At 64.9% G+C, this 17,181-nt stretch carries 22 protein-coding genes; 13 read left to right on the plus strand and 9 right to left on the minus strand.

Annotated elements, in window-relative coordinates; translation table 11 throughout:
- A complete protein-coding gene (locus I6F16_RS31275; RefSeq protein ID WP_036043828.1) occupies window positions 1–666 on the minus strand; it encodes a DsbA family oxidoreductase in 666 nt (221 codons plus the stop codon).
- A gap of 186 nt (window positions 667–852) precedes the next feature.
- Between I6F16_RS31275 and I6F16_RS31280 the strand changes: the two genes are divergently transcribed.
- A complete protein-coding gene (locus tag I6F16_RS31280; protein ID WP_225114246.1) occupies window positions 853–1,653 on the plus strand; it encodes a thioesterase family protein in 801 nt (266 codons plus the stop codon).
- On the opposite strand, the gene I6F16_RS31285 is transcribed toward I6F16_RS31280, so the two are convergent.
- Together I6F16_RS31285 and I6F16_RS31290 are read right to left on the minus strand one after the other, a co-directional pair.
- Window positions 1,641–2,462, minus strand: a complete 822-nt coding sequence (locus tag I6F16_RS31285; RefSeq protein ID WP_225114247.1) for a helix-turn-helix transcriptional regulator — start codon at window positions 2,460–2,462, stop codon at window positions 1,641–1,643. The genes I6F16_RS31280 and I6F16_RS31285 overlap by 13 nt on opposite strands.
- A 40-nt stretch (window positions 2,463–2,502) precedes the next feature.
- Window positions 2,503–3,324, minus strand: coding sequence for a helix-turn-helix transcriptional regulator (locus tag I6F16_RS31290; RefSeq protein ID WP_225114248.1), 822 nt, complete (start codon window positions 3,322–3,324; stop codon window positions 2,503–2,505).
- Between the two features lie 99 nt (window positions 3,325–3,423).
- On the opposite strand from I6F16_RS31290, the gene I6F16_RS31295 reads away from it, so the two are divergent.
- The gene (locus I6F16_RS31295; RefSeq protein WP_225114249.1) at window positions 3,424–3,654 is read left to right on the plus strand and encodes a hypothetical protein; all 231 of its coding nucleotides are present in this window, start codon (window positions 3,424–3,426) and stop codon (window positions 3,652–3,654) included.
- Between the two features lie 34 nt (window positions 3,655–3,688).
- Window positions 3,689–4,087: a hypothetical protein gene (locus tag I6F16_RS31300; protein ID WP_225114250.1), complete on the plus strand. Its 399-nt coding sequence runs from the start codon at window positions 3,689–3,691 to the stop codon at window positions 4,085–4,087.
- Window positions 4,088–4,921: 834 nt separating this feature from the next.
- Here the strand turns inward: I6F16_RS31300 and I6F16_RS31305 are convergent.
- On the minus strand, window positions 4,922–5,314 hold the full coding sequence (locus tag I6F16_RS31305) for a hypothetical protein (protein WP_157784088.1): 393 nt from the start codon (window positions 5,312–5,314) through the stop codon (window positions 4,922–4,924).
- 411 nt (window positions 5,315–5,725) lie between these two features.
- Window positions 5,726–6,289 (minus strand): SET domain-containing protein, encoded by a 564-nt coding sequence (locus I6F16_RS31310; RefSeq protein WP_225114251.1) that lies wholly within the window; start codon window positions 6,287–6,289, stop codon window positions 5,726–5,728.
- Window positions 6,290–6,451: 162 nt separating this feature from the next.
- Between I6F16_RS31310 and I6F16_RS31315 the strand changes: the two genes are divergently transcribed.
- Entirely contained in the window at window positions 6,452–7,057 is a 606-nt protein-coding gene (locus I6F16_RS31315; protein ID WP_225174275.1) for a hypothetical protein, read from the plus strand.
- Between the two features lies 1 nt (window position 7,058).
- Here the strand turns inward: I6F16_RS31315 and I6F16_RS31320 are convergent, their stop codons facing one another.
- Window positions 7,059–7,364: a DUF6321 domain-containing protein gene (locus tag I6F16_RS31320; protein WP_225114261.1), complete on the minus strand. Its 306-nt coding sequence runs from the start codon at window positions 7,362–7,364 to the stop codon at window positions 7,059–7,061.
- Here I6F16_RS31320 and I6F16_RS31325 point away from each other — a divergent pair.
- A complete protein-coding gene (locus tag I6F16_RS31325) occupies window positions 7,330–7,563 on the plus strand; it encodes a hypothetical protein (protein ID WP_225114263.1) in 234 nt (77 codons plus the stop codon). The genes I6F16_RS31320 and I6F16_RS31325 overlap by 35 nt on opposite strands.
- A 175-nt stretch (window positions 7,564–7,738) precedes the next feature.
- On the opposite strand, the gene I6F16_RS31330 is transcribed toward I6F16_RS31325, so the two are convergent.
- Window positions 7,739–8,470 (minus strand): TetR/AcrR family transcriptional regulator, encoded by a 732-nt coding sequence (locus I6F16_RS31330; protein ID WP_225114253.1) that lies wholly within the window; start codon window positions 8,468–8,470, stop codon window positions 7,739–7,741.
- 106 nt (window positions 8,471–8,576) lie between these two features.
- Here I6F16_RS31330 and I6F16_RS31335 point away from each other — a divergent pair, with 106 nt between their 5' ends.
- From I6F16_RS31335 to I6F16_RS31355, 5 genes are all read left to right on the plus strand, one after another.
- Window positions 8,577–9,974, plus strand: a complete 1,398-nt coding sequence (locus tag I6F16_RS31335; RefSeq protein ID WP_225114254.1) for a carotenoid oxygenase family protein — start codon at window positions 8,577–8,579, stop codon at window positions 9,972–9,974.
- A gap of 77 nt (window positions 9,975–10,051) precedes the next feature.
- A complete protein-coding gene (locus I6F16_RS31340; protein WP_345960967.1) occupies window positions 10,052–10,309 on the plus strand; it encodes a hypothetical protein in 258 nt (85 codons plus the stop codon).
- Between the two features lie 227 nt (window positions 10,310–10,536).
- Window positions 10,537–11,091 (plus strand): septation protein IspZ, encoded by a 555-nt coding sequence (locus I6F16_RS31345; protein WP_036013049.1) that lies wholly within the window; start codon window positions 10,537–10,539, stop codon window positions 11,089–11,091.
- Window positions 11,092–11,196: 105 nt separating this feature from the next.
- Window positions 11,197–11,493, plus strand: coding sequence for a hypothetical protein (locus I6F16_RS31350; protein WP_036013050.1), 297 nt, complete (start codon window positions 11,197–11,199; stop codon window positions 11,491–11,493).
- A 16-nt stretch (window positions 11,494–11,509) separates the two neighbouring features.
- Window positions 11,510–12,430: an SH3 domain-containing protein gene (locus I6F16_RS31355; RefSeq protein WP_225174276.1), complete on the plus strand. Its 921-nt coding sequence runs from the start codon at window positions 11,510–11,512 to the stop codon at window positions 12,428–12,430.
- A gap of 196 nt (window positions 12,431–12,626) precedes the next feature.
- Here the strand turns inward: I6F16_RS31355 and I6F16_RS31360 are convergent, their stop codons facing one another.
- A complete protein-coding gene (locus I6F16_RS31360; protein WP_036027899.1) occupies window positions 12,627–14,282 on the minus strand; it encodes a fumarate hydratase in 1,656 nt (551 codons plus the stop codon).
- A 211-nt stretch (window positions 14,283–14,493) separates the two neighbouring features.
- On the opposite strand from I6F16_RS31360, the gene I6F16_RS31365 reads away from it, so the two are divergent.
- The 3 genes from I6F16_RS31365 (at window position 14,494) to I6F16_RS31375 (ending at window position 16,233) form a co-directional block, all read left to right on the plus strand.
- Window positions 14,494–14,967: a hypothetical protein gene (locus I6F16_RS31365; RefSeq protein ID WP_036027900.1), complete on the plus strand. Its 474-nt coding sequence runs from the start codon at window positions 14,494–14,496 to the stop codon at window positions 14,965–14,967.
- A 301-nt stretch (window positions 14,968–15,268) separates the two neighbouring features.
- Entirely contained in the window at window positions 15,269–15,442 is a 174-nt protein-coding gene (locus tag I6F16_RS31370; RefSeq protein ID WP_167361693.1) for a hypothetical protein, read from the plus strand.
- A gap of 116 nt (window positions 15,443–15,558) precedes the next feature.
- Complete coding sequence (locus tag I6F16_RS31375; protein WP_036027901.1) at window positions 15,559–16,233, plus strand: isoprenylcysteine carboxylmethyltransferase family protein; 675 nt, start codon at window positions 15,559–15,561, stop codon at window positions 16,231–16,233.
- 22 nt (window positions 16,234–16,255) lie between these two features.
- Here the strand turns inward: I6F16_RS31375 and I6F16_RS31380 are convergent, their stop codons facing one another.
- Entirely contained in the window at window positions 16,256–16,963 is a 708-nt protein-coding gene (locus I6F16_RS31380) for a glutathione S-transferase (protein WP_036027902.1), read from the minus strand.
- Window positions 16,964–17,181: the final 218 nt, after the last annotated feature.

The raw sequence follows: 17,181 nt of genomic DNA on the forward strand, positions 1-17,181 counted from the left end.
CTACTCCGCCGCCTGCGCGTTGATCTCCTCGGAGACCTGGCGGATGGCGCGGGCAAGCAGGTTTGGATCCTGCGCGCCGGAGACCGCGTACTTCTGCGCAAAGACGTAGGTCGGCACGCCGGAGATGCCCTTGTCGGCGGCTTCCTGGGCATCTGCCGAGACGCGCGCGACGTCCTCGTCGGTGGCGAGGCGCTTGCGCACGTCGTCGGCGTCGAGGCCGATGTCGGCTGCCGCCTGCACCAGCACGTTCACATCGGTGAGATCACCGCCGTCGCGGAAGTACAGCTCCATCAGGCGCTGCTTCATCTCAGGCGCCTTGCCGATCGCTTCCGCCCAGAGGATCAGGCGGTGGCAGTCAGTCGTGTTGGGCTGGCGCGCCACGAGCTCCGGCTTGTAGACGAGCCCCTCCTCGCTCGCGGCCGCGACGACGCGTCCCGCAATGCCCTTATAGGCTTCGACCGAGCCGAACTTCTGGGTGAGATAGGCCTCGCGGCTGATGCCCTCGCGCGGCACCCAGGGATTGAGGAAGAAGGGACGGAAATTGAGCTTGACCGGAACGTCAGGCACCAGCGCCAGCGCGCTCTCGATGCGATGCTTGCCGATATAGCACCAGGGGCAGACCACATCTGAGACGACGTCGATCTGGAGCGGTTTCAGCGTGCTCATGTCAGGCGCCTCCTTCGGGCACTTCGAGGGTCCGCCCGAACATAAGCCGAACCGGGGGCGGCGCAAGGCACCCGTCCTGCATGGCTCACGACTTCACCTCTGCGGTTATTGTGACCGGTTCTCCCCGCCCCGATACTTACGGCCACGATACTTACGACCACAATCAAGCCCAAAGGGGAGACCGCGATGAGCGCCATTTTCAAGCCGGACGGCGAACTGTTCCGGGCCACCGAGCATGCCGGCGGGCCGTGGTCGCCGGACATGCTGCAGGGAAGCGCCACCACCGCGCTGATGACCCGCGAGGTCGAGCGCCTCGCCGCCAGATCCGGCTTTGCTGTGCGGCGCCTGACCTTCGATCTGTGGCGGCCGGCGGGCCTGCGCCTGTTCAGGGCGGTCAGCGAGCTGCTGCGCGACGGTCGCAAGGCCAAGACCCTGCAGGTGCGGCTGATGGACGGCGAGACCGAGATCGGCCGCTGCACGGCGCTGCTGACGGCGCCGAGCGGCGAGTCGCCCATCGATCCGTTCGCGAGGCCCACGCCCGTCGACAAGGGCCCCGAGGCCGGCAGCCCGCCGCCCGCCTTCGCGCAGAAATGGAGCCGTTATTTCCAGAACGTGTCGGTGCGGCTCATTGAGGGCGCGCTGGAGAAGCCGGGCCCGGCCGCGGCCTGGATGCGGCTCGATGCGCCGCTGGTCGAGGGCGAGCCGAACACGCCGCTGCTCCAGGCGGTGCAGGCGGCGGACTTCTCCAGCGGCGTCGCGCAGATCGTCGACATGCGCCAATGGACCTTCATCAACCCGGAGATCAGCCTGTATTTCTTCCGTCCGCCCGAGGGCGAATGGATCCTGATCCGCGCCGCGACGCGCGTCGGCGCCCATGGCGCGGGCCTCACCACGGCGACACTGAGTGACCGCAACGGGCCGTTCGCGGAGGTGATGCAGGCCATGAGCTTCGAGCGGCGCGAAGCCGTGCAGGCTCAAGCGTCCTGATCTGCAAGCGCGACCAAGGCGGCCTCGGAGGCGGCATCAGCAGGCATGAACATCTCGACGCGAAGCTCCTGCAGCGTGACGTCCTGCGGGGTGCCGAGCGTCAGCACCGCACCGATCAAACCAACGCCGATATCGCCCTTGCGCAGGCGCACCTCGCAGAGCGGCCCCGGGGCCGCGTTGTCCTCGGTCGCCTCAGGCAGCTGCGGCAGCCGCATCAATTCGCGCCAGGTCGATTGCAGGGCCTCATCGAGCGGCGCGGCCATCGCCTCATGCCGCGCCCGTGCCAGCAGCGCGGCCGCAACAATCGGCCAGTTCTCGACGAACGGCTTGAGCTCGTCGGGAGCGAGGAACATGCGCATGTGGTTGAGCGGCCGCTGCATGCGTAGAGGGCCAAGCAGCATGGTCATCAGGCGCGAGGCGGCGCGATTGGCCTGCATCACGTTCCAGCGCCGGTCGGTGACGATTGCCGGGAACGGCTCGTGACGGAGAAGCAGAAGATCGATGGCACGCCGCGCCTCGGCAAGCTCCGGCGCCGACAGATCGCGCTCGCCATATTGCCGCGCGAAGCCGCCGGCCTCGAGCAGCGCATTGCGATCACGCAACGACAGATCGAGCGCCGACGCGAGCTGCAGCAGGATGTCCCGGCTTGCCGCCGCCTTTCCGGTCTCGACATAGCTCAGATGCTTGATCGAAATGCCGGCCTCGAACGCCAGCTCCGCCTGGCTCAATGCACGACGGGTGCGCCAGCCGCGCAGGAGATCACCGACGGGATTGGCCGGCCGCAATCGCCGGAACGCGCGTGTGTCCATCCGCCGATTATGCGAGCGCTGCTCCGTCCTGTAAACGGCGCTAGCGCAGCCCGGCCGCCATCTGCTTCAGCCGTTCGGCGGTGCGCTCGTCCGCCGGAAAGAACGTCTCCAGCGCCAACTCCGACAGGGTGATGTCGACCGGCGTGCCGAACAGCATGGTGGTGGAGAAGAAGCTGAGGATCTCGCCGCCATGCCGCAGCTTGAACGGGATCGCGACGTTGTCGCTCGACAGCGGCGCTGAGCGCGCCGGAATCGGATGGCTCTTCAGATCATTGTAGAGCTTGATCAGCTCCGGATCGGCCGTCGCCTCGCACTGCCGGTGCAGCCGCTCCAGGAGATGCCCGCACCATTCGGCGAGATTGACCGTGCGCGGCGCCAGCGCCTCGGGATGGAAGGCGAGCCGCAGCACGTTGACGGGCTGGCCGAGCAGATGCTGCGGGATGCCGTCGAGCAGCGGCGCCACCATGCGATTGGCGGAGACCAGGTTCCAGTGCCTGTCCACCGCGAGCGCCGGATTGGGCTCATGCGCTTTCAAGACGAGGTCGATCGCCTGACGGGCTGATTTCAAGGCGGGATCCTCCAGCGGTCGCTGTGGAAAGGCCGGTGCGAAACCGGCCGCGACCAGCAGCACGTTGCGTTCGCGCAAGGGCACGTCGAGCCGCTCGGCGAGCCTGAGCACCATGTCGCGCGAGGGCGCGGCGCGGCCGGTCTCGACGAAGCTCAAATGCCGCGCCGAGATTTCGGCTTCGCCGGCGAGATCGAGCTGGCTCATGCGGCGGCGCTGCCGCCATTCGCGCAAATGGTCGCCGATATGGACCGGCTGACTGCGTTCGGTGCGGGCGGTGGATGCATGTGCGTTCATGGTCAAAAGCTAGCACGCGAATTTAGGCGCTTCCATTACCACCGAGGTAATCGAATTGGGGGACGAGCACGCGCATCTTGGTCGCAACAGGAGATGACCATGATCGCATTGCTGCTCTACCGGACCGTCGCTGACCACGTCTTGCCCTGGGCCATGGCGTTCGCAACGCGGATGCTGGCGCGCAGCCTCAACCTGCCCGAGCCGCTGGTGCATTCGACCGGCGACTATGTCGTCGCGCAGGTCATCGCCTTCGAGCACGGCGTCGGCAGAAGCCTCTGCCCGTTCCGTCTCGCCCGCCTGCTCCGCGCCTGGTGGCGCGGTCGGCGCTAAAGTTCCACCCCAGCCCCAACCAAGGAGACCTGAGATGATCGATGCATCCACCTTCCTGCGCCGCGCCCTGTTCGCCGACGCCATCTTCAGCGGCGTCGCCGCGCTCGGCTTCACCTTCGGTGCGAGCGCATTCGCAGCGCTGTTCAACCTGCCCGAAGCGCTGCTGCGCGAGGCCGGCCTGTTCCTGATCGCCTACACCGCCCTGGTCGGCTGGCTCGCCTCGCGGGCCACGGTGGCGAAATCGCTGGTCCTGCTGGTCGTGATCGGAAATGCGGCCTGGACCGTCGGCAGCATCGCGCTGCTGCTCTCGGGCGCGGTATCGCCGAACCTCGCCGGCGAACTGATGGTCGTCGCGCAAGCCATCGCCACCGGCGTGTTCGCCGAGCTGCAATATGTGGGCTTGAAGAAGAGCGGGCGCGCCGTGGCGGCGTGATCCTTGCGTGCCAGCTCCGCGGCGCAGACCGGGGAACGCGAAGGCTTCGTCATATCGGATCGTACCCGGATGCATGCATGACCTCGCGCTCTCGCAGCGGATTTCGCCCGAGCTTTGCTTCGTTGCTTGCGCCCTTCGATTGCCGGAGGGCGCAGGGAAGGCCGGGCGCCGGCGGCACCCGAGTCCGTGTACAAGGAAATGCACACGGGGTGGACCACAGGTGTTGCCGGTCGCCCGGCCTTCCCTGCGCGGATGGTTTTAACGGTGTCCTTCGTGCTCTCCTCGGGGAGCGCTGCACTATTGCCCCCGTCGCCTTGCGGCTTCTCTGATGCACGCACCCGGTTGGGCCGCCGCATCACCGCAAGCCTTGACGCACAGACCCCGGGCGTCAGGACCACACGACTTCTCCGTCCGCGGACGATTTGGCCTCAGCGCCCGGGGCTTGGTGTGCGCACCCCAGACCATCGACCAAACCGCTGTGACCGCGCCGTGTCGTATGCGCATCGCCTGAGACTCACGGTTGCCCGCCCTGTCCTCAAGCAAATCGCGCCGGCGCTACCGCGTCCACCGCACCCCGACCCGCATCTCGTGACGATCGCGAAGCGCCCCTCTGGCAGGGCCGGGATGGCAGACATATGCCACGAATCCGAAATTCGGAAAAGCGATATATTTTCGCCGGACGAGATTGACAGACTTTGGGTATTTTGCCCGACGCCTCGCCGGTAGGCAGCGAGAACGGCGAGCTGCGCGGAAAAGCGATGGGTTCGCAAGACTCAACCCATCCAAAGGGCTAAATTCATTACCTAGTGGGGCTCAACTGGATCGTCAGAAAGACTAGAGGCATTCTCCCGCCGTTGGATCCACCGATCGTTCAAGCCGTTCGCGGAACGTTGCTTCTCGCTGCAAGAGTTCCTGCAACATCACCTTCAAAGCCAGGTACTCTGGCAGCTCACAAAAGCCCTTCGCGACTTCCTCTCGTGCCCACAGGCTCCGCACTCGATCATAGTCGGCGGCGATTTTGTCATTATCCAATTTTGCGTTTTCGTTGATGAACCTTTTCAAGGTCGCGCGGAATTCCTGATAAGTATGCTCACTCTTGCGATCGAGCGTGCCTTCACAAAGAACCATGGCCTCTCGGGCGGACGTCATAATCTCATAAACACACGTCAAACTCATTTCGCCGCCAATTGCCCCGGACGGCCATAGCGTGGTCATCGACAGGAACAAACATCCAACTCCTGCGCAGACATCTCGATATAGGATGCCAAAGCTTCGCATCGTCGTCTCACGGTTACGGTCGGGTACGGCAATAAATAAATCCCCGGTGCTCCAAATTCCAATCCAAAGTGGGTGGGATTATTCCGGTTGTTTCGCTTAATTGTGCCCGAAATGGTTGGTCATGCAGAGCAACGAGATGGAGGCCAGCAACGCCTGCGGTGAGCAGCGAAGAATCTTTCCGCGGCAGGATTCTGGATTGCTTCCGCCTTCGCCAGGCTTCGGCGGACAAGTCGCTTTCGCTCGCAATGACGGAGAGGAGACGAGAACGTCGTTCTCGGGCTGAGGGCGAGCCGAGAGCTTTGGCCTTGCGCGAAGCCTGTCAGCTCGCGCGGCAGAAGGCGCGCGACGACCAATCCGAGGCTACGCCTTGGCGCGGCCGACCTTGCCGGGGAAGTGCTTGCCGTTCAGCTTCTTCTTTTTCGTAGCCGTGCTTTTCGCGCCCGCCTTCTGGGCCTTGCGCTCGGCCCGCGCCTTCACCTTGGCGGCTTCCGCCCTCGCCTCAGCGCGCAGCTTCTTGCGCTTCTTCTCGCAGGAATCGCACTTGCAGCCGATCGGCTTCAGATAGGCTTTGAAATAGTCGGTGCCGTAATCGTAATTGATCTCGTCGCCCGGCTCGATGTTCCTGATGGCGCGGATGAACACCTTGCGCTCGCGCGGGCGGACGTCGGACTCGGCGTTGGGGCGGCAGGAATGATTGATGTAGCGCGCGAGGTTCTTGCGCACCGAGCCGTCGATGGTCCAGCGCCCGTTGAGCTCGAACAGATATTTGTTCTCGATCTCGTCGTGCTCGGGAATCCGCGAGTCCAGAATCGGACCGAAGTAGCGGATGATCCGGGTCCCCTTCTTGATCGGCTTGGTGGCGAAGAGGCCGAGTCCGGTCTTGGAGCGGCCGACGCGATAAGGTTTGTTCGAGGTGGCTGGCATGATCGAGAAAATGAGAACGCGAACGAGGCACGAGGAGCCCAAGCGAAGCCGCTCTTGTAGAACGATTCCGCGCTGCTGTCAGGTATATCCCAACCCTGTTTGAACCTTGCCCACAATCAAGACGTCTGATGGGACGAAGTTCCCAGTCCATCAAAGCTTCACATGAACCGTGTCACCGCAATAGGCTTCGCCGTCCTGATGGCTTGCATCGGTCTGAGCCGCGCCGACGCCCAATCCCTGGGCAGCAGCTACACCTCGACGGCTCCAAAAGATTGCCGGCAGATCGGCAAGCCCGGCGCGCTCGACGGCAGCAGCACGCGGGTTTGTCCGGGCAAGGACGGCCTGATCGTGCTGGTCGCCGAGGACGACCTTCGCGAGATCGTCTCGGTCGGGCGCAGCCGCAAGGCGGCAGCCGAGGAACCCGCGGCAAACGTCTGGTTCGTGCCGTTCAATTCATCGGAGACGACCATCGAATGGCGCGCGGCCGACGCAAAGCCGTTTGCGATCATCCAGCGCTGGCACATCGCCGACAATTCCGATCCCGACAAGCAGGGGCGGCCGAACACCAAGGCCATGCTGGTCGTGACCCGGCTGCCGCCGGGTGCGGTCTGCCACGTCGCCTATGTCGATGGGATCGCCAACCCGAAGGCCAACGAGCTCGCGCGCAAGGCCGCCGACGATCTCGCCCGCGGTTTCGCTTGCGGCAAGGACGAGGTCAAGATCATCGGCGCGCGCGGCCGCGCCGTCGAGCTCGCCACGATGCGCTAAATTAGCCCCGCGCCTTGACGCGCCGATAGCGCGCAAGCAGCCGCTCGCCCTTGGCGGCGATACGCCGCGCCTCTGCCACCGTCCTCGGAACAGGCTCGCCCCAAGCATGTGCCGACAATGCGTGCCGGGTCGGCTGACCCTTGGCATCGACCAGCGGTGGCAATTTGGCGCGGCCGTAGAAGCGAACCGCCCAGCTTCCCTTCCGGCGCATTTCCTGCGGGGTCATCTCGGATTGTTTCTTGGTGACGCCTGGTCGCAGATGGGAACCCTGCTTGCGGGCGAAAGCCTTTCTGCCAGCTGCTGTCAGCCCGCCCCGCGGATCCTTTTCGCGCGCGGAGGCGACGCGCTTGCGCGAGGACTTTGAGGTCTTCTTTGCGTTACGCTTGCCGGTTTTCCTGACAGATTTCTTCGCAGACTTTGCCTTGGAGGATTTCGACTTGGAAGGCGTCTTCCTCTTGGAGGTCTTCTTCGCTGCCACGCGCATGTTGTCCACGAGGTTGGGATAGCGTCGCCCGGCGCGGCGGGCGCGTGCCTTCGCCGCCGATTTCTGTGCAGGACTGAGATGCTTGGATGCCTTACCCGCGCGTTTACGGGGGTTGGCACGTTTCCAGGGAGAGCGCGATGCCTTTGCCATGGCGCATCAACGCTTGAATAAAGCAAGAGTTGCGTCACACCTGGTGATCAGGAGCCGGGCAGCTTACCGGTCACTGGAGCGGTCAGCATCGTCTCGAGCAGCCGCTCGGCCGTCGTTCCCTCCGGCAGCCGCGCGAGAATGTCCTTCAGCCGTCCGTCGAGCAGCAGCATGGTGAAGCCGTGAACCAGCGACCAGGCTCGCGCGATCGCGGCGCCCTGGTTCAGCGTCAGCGCGTCGCCGCTGATCTGCTCCTGCCGCATCATGCCGATCGCATTGGTAAGGCCCGCGAAGGATGCCTCGGCCGCCTCGTGCAGCGACGGCCTCGAATAATCCAGCCGCTCGGTGCGGAACATGATGCCGTACATGCCAGGATGGGCCTGCGCATAGGCGATGTAGGCTTTCGGCCGCGCCAGCGCGGCTCCGAGCGGCGTGGTGGCGGCATCGCACGAAGCGTTCATGACCGCGTTGAACTGGCGGAAGCCGACGGCCGCGAGCTCGCTGAGCAGGCCCGTCAGGTCGCCGAAATGATGGGTGGGAGCGGCATGCGAGACGCCGGCCTCGCGCGCCACCGCGCGCAACGTCAGGCCAGCGAGCCCGTCGCGCTCCAGCACCCGTTCGGCGGCCTGGAGCAGCGCCTCGCGGAGCGCGCCGTGATGATACGGCGTCTCGGTCTTGGCGGTTCTGGCGCGCCGCGAGGCGCGCGATGCCGCGGTCGAGGTGGTTTTTCTTAGGGCACGCGGGCTGCGCGCCGCGTCGCCCTTGGTGTCTGTTTTGGCCATTTGCAAGCTATATGACGCAATATTGACAGTGTAAAGATTTCGCTTGACGAAAGCTGCGATCGGGTCTACTCAATCTTTACGATGTAAAGATAAGGGAGGATTCGCCGTGCAGCACGACGCCATGGCCGAGCGCAGCAACAATATCGCGCCGATCCCATTCGAGGCCGACGCGCCCTTCCTGAAGATCGTCGGCGAATTGCCGCGTGAGCTGAACGGCACGCTCTATCGCAACGGCCCCAATCCGCAGTTCGATTCGCCCGGCGCGCACTGGTTCGTCGGCGATGGGATGCTGCACGCCTTCCATCTCGAGAACGGGCGCGCCAGCTACCGCAACCGCTGGGTCCGCACGCCGAAATGGCTCGCCGAGCACGACGCCGGCCGCGCGCTGTTCGGCGGCTTCGGCCGCAAGCTGCCGGATGCGCCGGCGAGCCTGACCGACGGCGGCGTCGCCAACACCAACGTCATCTTCCACGCCGGCAAGCTGCTGGCGCTGGAAGAAGCGCATCTTCCGACGGAGATCGAGCCGGGCACGCTGGCGACGCGCGGCTATCACAACTACCAGGGCCGCGTCGCCGGCAGCTTCACCGCGCATCCCAAGATCGATCCCGTCACCGGCGAACTGGTGTTCTTCGGCTACAACGCGGCGGGCCCGCTGACGCCTGCCCTCTCCTACGGATCGATCGACGCAACAGGCAAGGCGACGCGGTTCGAGCGGTTTGAGGCGCCCTATGCCAGCATGGTGCACGACTTCATCGTCACCGCGAACCATGTGCTGTTTCCGATCCTGCCGATCACGGGCAGCATGGAGCGCGCGATGAGCGGAAAGCCGCCCTATGCCTGGGAGCCGGACAAGGGCGCCTATGTCGGCGTGATGAAGCGCAGCGGCACGGCGAAGGACATCGTCTGGTTTCGTGCCGAAGCCTGCTACGTCTTCCATGTCATGAATGCGTGGGAGGACGAGGGCCGTATCGTCGCCGACGTCATGCAGTTCGAGGAAGCGCCGCTGTTTCCGCATCCGGACGGCCGGCCCACCGATCCCGAGAAATCGCGCGCCCGCCATTGCCGCTGGACCTTCGATCTCGCAGGCAATACCGACCGCTTCCAGCAGACCTACCTGGACGACCTCACCGGAGAATTCCCGCGCATCGACGATCGCCGCGCCGGGCTGAAGAGCCGTCACGGCTGGTACGCCTGCGCCAATCCGAAACTGCCGATGTTCGGCGCGCTGTCGGGCATCGTCCATGTCGACGGCAACGGCAGGCGGCTCGGCCAATATCTGCTGCCGGCCGGCGACACCATCTCCGAGCCTGTTTTCGTCGAGCGATCCAGGGATGCCGCCGAAGGCGACGGCTGGCTGCTCGCGGTGGTCTGGCGTGCGCGGGAGAACCGCAGCGATCTCGCCGTGTTCAACGCCACCGATATCGAGGCGGGTCCTGCCGCCCTGGTGCAGCTCGGACATCGCGTCCCCGACGGCTTCCACGGCAATTGGGTCGGCGCGGCGTAGCCCTCGTCAACGGGCGCGAGGAGATCGCGATCCCGGAATCCACGTGGATATTGCGTGGTCAAAGAAGGCCGATGCACATGCTCTCGATCACCGCGGACTCCATCGCTGTCCTCGCCCCGGCCGGCGCCGCACTTGCATTCCTGGCGATGCGACTGCGCCGGCGCAGCCTCACGTTCTTCGAAGGCGGCGCCCTGCTCGCGGCCGGCCTTCTGCTCGCCGCCGCACTCCCCATGGTGTCGCGCCTGCCCTGGACGGGGTTGGTCGACGAGATGACCAGCCAGCTCGTTGCAGCATTTCATTTTCTGGAGGTCGTTTACGTCGTCTTGACGTTGTGATGTGGTTGAGCCGGCGCGGCTCCCTGTCTCGACCATCGCGGTCTGCCTATTGCGGTTCCGAATCCTGCGCTGCTGGTCCTAGCCTGGCATTCTGGTCGGTTTGAGGGGTGTCATGCGCCATGTCGCAGCGGCGCGGTTGTCTTCACAAAGTGATATGCCGGGCATCGCCGGATCAAGTAGGGTGCGGCAGTCTGCGCCCTGCCCACGACCGCGAAACAGGAATGACGATGAAGGACGTATTCGCCCGCCTCGCCTCCGACCTCCTCTCCGTTATCATCTTCCTGGCCGTCTATCTCCTCACCGACAACGTGATCCTCGCAACGGCGGTGGCGATTGCCGGCGCGTTCGCGCAGGTGCTCTATGCGCGCCTCAAGGGACAGCCGCTCCACTACATGACCTATGCGAGCCTCGCTCTGGTCATCGTGCTCGGCGGTATCACGCTGCTGACCAATGATCCGCGCTTCATGCTGGCAAAACCCTCGATCGCACATTTCGCGATCGGCGCGATCATGCTCAAGCGCGGCTGGATGCTGCGCTACATGCCGCCCGTCATCGTCGAGACCGTCCCGGAATATGTCACCATCGCGGGCTATGCCTGGGCGGCGCTGATGTTCGTGATCGGCGCCGGCATGATGGCAGTCGCCGCCACCGGCGATCTGAAGCTCTGGGCGTTCTATCTTATGGTGGTCGCAGGCGGCGCCAAGATCCTGGCTTTTGCCGTGCAGTACTTCGTTCTGCGGCTGATCGTAACCAACCGCCGACGCGCCGCTGCCCGCGCCTAAATGCCCTACCGGAGCGTTAGGCAGGAGCTGCGAGTTGGGCTATAGGCTCGGCCAGGGACGGCCGCGGATCGTCGCGGACCGCCGCAATCTGTTCGGGAGACGGGAATGGCCGTAGACGGCAACTGGAATCTGACCATGACGACGCCGATGGGCGAGCGCCAGGCGACGCTGAGCCTGAAGGCTGCTGGCGGCACGCTCACGGGCACGCAGGGCGCGGAAGGCAATACCACCGAGATCTTCGACGGCACCGTCTCCGGCGACAACGTCTCCTGGAAGGTCTCGATCGACAAGCCGATGCCGCTCACGCTCGAATTCACCGGCACGGTCTCCGGCGACAGCATCAGTGGCGAGATGGGCATCGGCCCGATGGGCAGCTTCCCGTTCACCGGCGCGCGGGCGTAAACCGCGCGCTGCACCGATGCGTGCGCTCCTCCTCATCGCGGCGGCAGTCCTGTCTGCCGTAGCACAGGCCGCGCGCGCAGGTGACAGCGAACCGGCGTGGCGCGCGAGCGGGCTCGCCTTGGTGCCGGCAGGCTATGTTGCCGGCACCGCTTATCGAACCGAGGAGTCGACCGGTTATCTCGCGGTCTATCCCGCGACATCGAACGATCCGAAGACACCGGGGAGCGTCTTTGCGGCGCGCCAGGTTCTGGTCGTCACGCTGACTGCGGACGCGACGCGGGCGACGTCAGCCGAGCTGAAGCCGCGCACCGGGCCGGCCCCTGATAACGACGACAATGATTTCGCCGGGATGCACGCCGAGCTCGCCGCCAAGCGCGCAAACCTGCCTGCTGGCACCGAGCCCTGCGATCTCGGCGCCTGGTCCGTCGACAAGGATTCCAGCGGCCTCAACGTGCGCGCCGAGCCGTCGATCAAGGCGCGCGTGCTTGGCACCTTGCCGCCGCCCTACCGGCTGAGGCTCGGCGGCGCCGAGAACACGCCCGAGGGCGGCTGGCTCACCGAATTCCGCATCATCGGCTTCAAGGACGGTTGGTTCCTGATCGAAGGCGCGAGGCCGCCGGGCAAGGACTATGAGGACGAGACGCGATATCCGCGCAGCGCGCCGAGGCCCTATGCCGGGCGCGGCTGGGTCGCCTCGAACAAGGTCGGCGCGAACTATGCCAATGGCACCACGCGCATGGGCGGGCTGTTTCAGGCGCCCTTCATCGATGCCAAATGGATGCCGGCCCAGCGCGAGCTCGGCGGGCCGCTCGACACCGACGGCGGCCCGAAGCGCATCTTCGCCTGCAGTGGGCTCTGGGGTCTGGTCGAGAGCCACGACGGCGTCCGCGGCTGGTGGCGCGCGCTGTGCTCCAACCAGGTCACGAATTGCAGTTGAGGCGCTGAAGCATTGGCTTCGTCATGGCCGGGCTTGTTGTTCAGCCATCCACGGCTTCTTTGCGGCACTAAGAACGTGGATGCCCGGGCCTTCGCCTCGCCGAAGCGGCTTCGGCCGCGCAGGCGGGACAAGCCCGGGCATGACGATCATTGTTACGGCACGAGCATCTTCCCCCGCGCGCGTACGGGTGAAGCAACTAGCCCAAATTCAACTCCTTGAAGAAGTCGTTGCCCTTGTCGTCGATGATGATGAACGCCGGAAAATCGACGACCTCGATGCGCCAGATCGCTTCCATGCCGAGCTCGGGATATTCGAGCACCTCGACCTTCTTGATGCAGTGCTCGGCGAGGTTCGCCGCGGCGCCGCCGATCGAGCCGAGATAGAAGCCGCCGTATTTCTTGCAGGCCTCCCGCACGCTAGGGGCGCGGTTGCCCTTGGCGACCATCACCATCGAGCCGCCGGCAGCCTGGAACTGGTCGACGAAGGAATCCATGCGGCCCGCGGTGGTCGGACCGAACGCGCCGGAGGCGTAGCCCTCGGGCGTCTTGGCGGGACCGGCATAATAGACCGGATGGTTCTTGAAATAGTCCGGCAGCGGCTCGCCCTTCTCCAGCCGTTCGCGCAGCTTGGCGTGGGCGCTATCGCGCGCGACGATCATGGTGCCCGTCATCGAGACCCGCGTCTTGATCGGATATTTCGAGAACGTCGCCAGAATGTCCTTCATCGGCTGGTTGAGGTCGATCTTGACGACCTCGCCGCCGAGCGACTCTTCGACCTGCGGCAGGTATTGCGCGGGATTGTGCTCGAGCTCCTCAAGATAGACGCCGTCCCTGGTGATCTTGCCGAGCACCTGGCGGTCGGCCGAGCAGGACACGCCAAGCCCGATCGGCAGCGAGGCGCCGTGGCGCGGCATGCGGATCACCCGCACGTCGTGGCAGAAATACTTGCCGCCGAACTGCGCCCCGACGCCGAGTGACTGCGTCATCTTGTGGATTTCCTTCTCCATCTCGACGTCGCGGAAGGCGTTGCCGTCGGGCGAGCCGTGCGTCGGCAACGCATCGAGATAGCGCGCCGAAGCGAGCTTCACCGTCTTCATGCACAGCTCGGCCGAGGTACCGCCGATCACGATGGCGAGGTGATAAGGCGGGCACGCGGCGGTGCCGAGGGTGAGGATCTTTTCCTTCAGGAACGCGAGCAGCCGGTCCTTGGTCAGCACCGAGGGCGTGGCCTGGAACAGGAAGCTCTTGTTGGCGGAGCCGCCGCCCTTGGCCATGAACATGAACTTGTAGGCGTCATCGCCCTCGGCGTAGATCTCGCACTGCGCCGGCATGTTGTTGGCGGTGTTCTTCTCCTCGTACATCGAGAGCGGCGCGACCTGCGAGTAGCGCAAATTGCGGCGCAGGTAGGCGTCACGCGCGCCTTCGGACAGCGCCGCCTCGTCGTCACCGTCGGTGATGACGTTGCAGCCCTTCTTGCCCATGATGATCGCGGTGCCGGTGTCCTGGCACATCGGCAGCACGCCGCCAGCCGCGATATTGGCGTTCTTGAGGAAGTCCAGAGCGACGAACTTGTCGTTCGGGCTCGCCTCGCCGTCCTCGAGGATCGCGCGGAGCTGCTTCAGATGGCCGGGGCGCAGATAGTGGTTGATGTCGCCAAAGGCCGCCTCCGACAGCGCCCGCAGCGCCTCGCGCGACACCACCAGCATGTCCTTGCCGAGCACCTTCTCGACCCTGACGCCCTCGGACGAAATCTTCTTATAGGGCGTCTCGTCCTTGCCCAGCGGGAACAGCGGGGTGTGCTTGTAGGGCGGAACGGGCTTGGACTGGTCGGGGAAGGCGGTGGGAGCGTTCATGGGGCAAATCTCGGGGTTTTGGGGCCGTGGCGGGCCTCTCGGCATAGAAGCGTTCTAAGCGCATTCTAGCCAGAAAAGAAAGGGAGCGGTGCGCATGGGAGGGGTAGGTTCGGCACGGAAGGCATTGGCACAGCTCGTGGAAATGCCTCTGCCCACCCTTGCGATTCGCGTCCGCCGACGCTTGAATGCGTGACCTAAGGGGCTTTTCATCATGACATTGAACTTGAACGTCCGCGGCGCGATCCTGGTCGCCGCCGCCCTCACCGGCCTTGTGGCTCTCGCTTCGCCTGCCCGCGCCGATCGCTGCGACGACAGCGCCAAGGAGCTGGCGAGCCAGGTCGATCGCCTCAAGGTGAATTTCCGCGCCGCCAACGTCGTCTATCTCACGCACCCGGCGGCCAAGGAGCTGTCCGTGGGTTGCCGCGGCGACAAATATTCCATCGAGCTCTACGCCAAGGGTGATCGCAAGCCGAAGCCGGAATTCTACGCGCTGGTCGGCTCGATGGCGGCGATCGTCTTCACCGTGACCAAGGACGACACCACGACGGGCGCGACGCGCTGCCTGAAGCGGATGGGTCTATTGCGCGGCGACAAGGTCACCATGCGCTACCGCCGGCTCAACATGGAATGCACCCGCACCAAGACAGAGGCGTCCATCGCCATCACGCGCGGCAAGGACGAATAGGGCACGCGCCAGCTCTTTCCGCACCCTTGCGGGGTGCGTATCGCGCGATGGCGTCCGCCGCATACTCCGTCATTGCGAGCGCAGCGAAGCAATCCAGTCTGTATCCGCGGAAGCAGTCTGGATTGCTTCGTCGCAAGGGCTCCTCGCAATGACGGGGAGAGGCCTCGTCGTCTCGGTTTGCGGATGCCACGCGTGGACAGCCTTCACCGCGCCAATTCCCTCACATTTTAACGATTGGCTTGAAGGAAATTTCGCTCCTCGCAGGGCAGGCTTGATTGTTTCCATGTGTGAGGATTTGCGGATGAAGGTTTCTACCGTTGCGCCCCCGCCGATCGCGATCGTGGTTCCGAACTACGACACGACCAAGCCGCAGGACGATCAGACCAAGGTCAAGGACGAGAATCCGACCTTCAAGCCGCAGCCGCCGGCGCCGCTGCCGCCGGGTCAGGGCACGCGGATCGATCAGCTCGCCTGATCAGGCGTCCCGAGACCGAAGCGCCCGATCCGGTCGATCGGGCTTTTGGCGTGTCCGGCCGCATCTTTGCCGGATAGCTGCACCAGGATCATGCGCCGTTCACTCGGGACCTGCGCATGTTCGCACGGCTGCTATTGCGGAACACGGTGTTCGTCGTCGGCATGGGCGCGCTGCTGTTCGCGTGCGCGGGGACGCTGCATTGGCCGTCGGCCTGGGCCTTCCTCGCAACCTCCGCCCTGCTCGGCCCACTCTGCGGCTGGTGGCTCTACCGGACCGATCCGGCGCTGCTCGCCGAACGCCTGCGGCCGGTGCTGCAAAAGGATCAGCCCGCCGCCGACAAGATGTTCATGGCGCTGTTCATCGTCGCCATCCTGGCCTGGCTTGTCCTGATGGGGCTCGACCGGCGTGTTCGATCCTCTGACATGTCGACGGCGTTGCAGGTGCTCGGACTCGGGCTGTTCCTGGGCTCGACACTGTTCACCATGTGGGTGTTCCGCGAGAACTCGTTCGCCGCGCCCGTGGTGAAGCTGCAAGCCGAGCGCGCGCAGCACGTGATCTCGACCGGACCCTATGCCTATGTCCGCCATCCCATGTACAGCGGCATGATCCTGTTCTTCACCGGCGTGCCGTTGCTGCTGGGATCGTGGTGGGGACTTGCGATGATGCCGCTTCTCCTCGCCTTGCTCGCGGTCCGCATTCCGATCGAGGAGCGCACGCTGCGCGAGGGTCTGCCCGGCTACACCGATTACACGGCGCGGGTGCGCCATCGCCTCATCCCCGGCGTCTGGTGAACGCGCCAACTGCACGAAGCCGCTATCGGTCCAGCTCGCGATAGCGGCGGAAGATGCCCTGCTCGTTGAAGGGAATGCGGCGCTCGCTTGCGAGATAGGCCTGGATGTTGGGCCGTGCGGCGATGCGGTCGTGCAGGCCGACGAGGCCCGGGACATCCTTCTCGAACGCCTTCATGCGCTTGGGGAAAGCATAACGCAGCCCATCGACGAGCTGGAACAGCGAGAGATCGACATAGGTCAGGCGCCGGCCCGTCACGTAAATGCCGCCGCTCCCGGCGAGGAGCCGCTCGAAATAGCCGAGATATTTCGGCACGCGCTCGTCCCAGAAGTCGGCCGTGCGCTTCTTCGCCGGCGCCTTCTGATCCTCATAATAGAGCGAGGGCCCGAGCGGATGATGGGTGTCGTGGATCTCGACGACGAAGTCGGTGATCGTGAGCTGAAGCTGGTGCACCCAGAGCCTGCCGGCCTCCGTCTTCGGCGCAAGCCCATGGCGGGAGCCGAGATAGAGCAGGATGTTGGCGGTCTGGCCGATGACGAGCTTGCCCGCCTTCAGGAACGGCGGCGCAAAGGGCGGCGTGCCCTTCTGCGCATCCATCATCTTCATCATCGCGGCCGATCCGCGCGGACCGCGCGCGACATCGACGTAAGCGGCACCCGCCTCCTCCAGCGCCAGCCGCACATATTCGCCGCGGCCCTGGATCTCGGGCCAGTAGTAGAGCTCGTATGTCATGGGGGAGGTCCGTGAGCGTGGAGGCGATCGGACCAATGTAGCACGTGGCTGAAGGTTCCGTCAGCGTGAGGCGGAACGGCGGTTCAACATACGCCGTCATTGCGAGCGCAAGCGACTTGTCCGCCGAAGCCTTGGCGAAGGCGGAAGCAATCCTGAAATGCCTCCGCGGAGACACTCTGGATTGCTTCGTCGCAAGAGCTCCTCGCAATGACGAATGG

Origin of the sequence: Bradyrhizobium sp. IC4060 (assembly GCF_020193715.1) — a bacterium.
GTDB lineage: Bacteria > Pseudomonadota > Alphaproteobacteria > Rhizobiales > Xanthobacteraceae > Bradyrhizobium > Bradyrhizobium yuanmingense.

Bases quoted from the DNA above. Each gene is read 5' to 3' on its own strand.
- I6F16_RS31275 (WP_036043828.1), bottom strand. From the start codon at position 666: ATGAGCACGCTGAAACCGCTCCAGATCGACGTCGTCTCAGATGTGGTC.
- I6F16_RS31280 (WP_225114246.1), top strand. From the start codon at position 853: ATGAGCGCCATTTTCAAGCCGGACGGCGAACTGTTCCGGGCCACCGAG.
- I6F16_RS31285 (WP_225114247.1), bottom strand. From the start codon at position 2,462: ATGGACACACGCGCGTTCCGGCGATTGCGGCCGGCCAATCCCGTCGGT.
- I6F16_RS31290 (WP_225114248.1), bottom strand. From the start codon at position 3,324: ATGAACGCACATGCATCCACCGCCCGCACCGAACGCAGTCAGCCGGTC.
- I6F16_RS31295 (WP_225114249.1), top strand. From the start codon at position 3,424: ATGATCGCATTGCTGCTCTACCGGACCGTCGCTGACCACGTCTTGCCC.
- I6F16_RS31300 (WP_225114250.1), top strand. From the start codon at position 3,689: ATGATCGATGCATCCACCTTCCTGCGCCGCGCCCTGTTCGCCGACGCC.
- I6F16_RS31310 (WP_225114251.1), bottom strand. From the start codon at position 6,289: ATGCCAGCCACCTCGAACAAACCTTATCGCGTCGGCCGCTCCAAGACC.
- I6F16_RS31315 (WP_225174275.1), top strand. From the start codon at position 6,452: ATGAACCGTGTCACCGCAATAGGCTTCGCCGTCCTGATGGCTTGCATC.
- I6F16_RS31330 (WP_225114253.1), bottom strand. From the start codon at position 8,470: ATGGCCAAAACAGACACCAAGGGCGACGCGGCGCGCAGCCCGCGTGCC.
- I6F16_RS31340 (WP_345960967.1), top strand. From the start codon at position 10,052: ATGCTCTCGATCACCGCGGACTCCATCGCTGTCCTCGCCCCGGCCGGC.
- I6F16_RS31345 (WP_036013049.1), top strand. From the start codon at position 10,537: ATGAAGGACGTATTCGCCCGCCTCGCCTCCGACCTCCTCTCCGTTATC.
- I6F16_RS31350 (WP_036013050.1), top strand. From the start codon at position 11,197: ATGGCCGTAGACGGCAACTGGAATCTGACCATGACGACGCCGATGGGC.
- I6F16_RS31355 (WP_225174276.1), top strand. From the start codon at position 11,510: ATGCGTGCGCTCCTCCTCATCGCGGCGGCAGTCCTGTCTGCCGTAGCA.
- I6F16_RS31360 (WP_036027899.1), bottom strand. From the start codon at position 14,282: ATGAACGCTCCCACCGCCTTCCCCGACCAGTCCAAGCCCGTTCCGCCC.
- I6F16_RS31365 (WP_036027900.1), top strand. From the start codon at position 14,494: ATGACATTGAACTTGAACGTCCGCGGCGCGATCCTGGTCGCCGCCGCC.
- I6F16_RS31370 (WP_167361693.1), top strand. From the start codon at position 15,269: ATGAAGGTTTCTACCGTTGCGCCCCCGCCGATCGCGATCGTGGTTCCG.
- I6F16_RS31375 (WP_036027901.1), top strand. From the start codon at position 15,559: ATGTTCGCACGGCTGCTATTGCGGAACACGGTGTTCGTCGTCGGCATG.
- I6F16_RS31380 (WP_036027902.1), bottom strand. From the start codon at position 16,963: ATGACATACGAGCTCTACTACTGGCCCGAGATCCAGGGCCGCGGCGAA.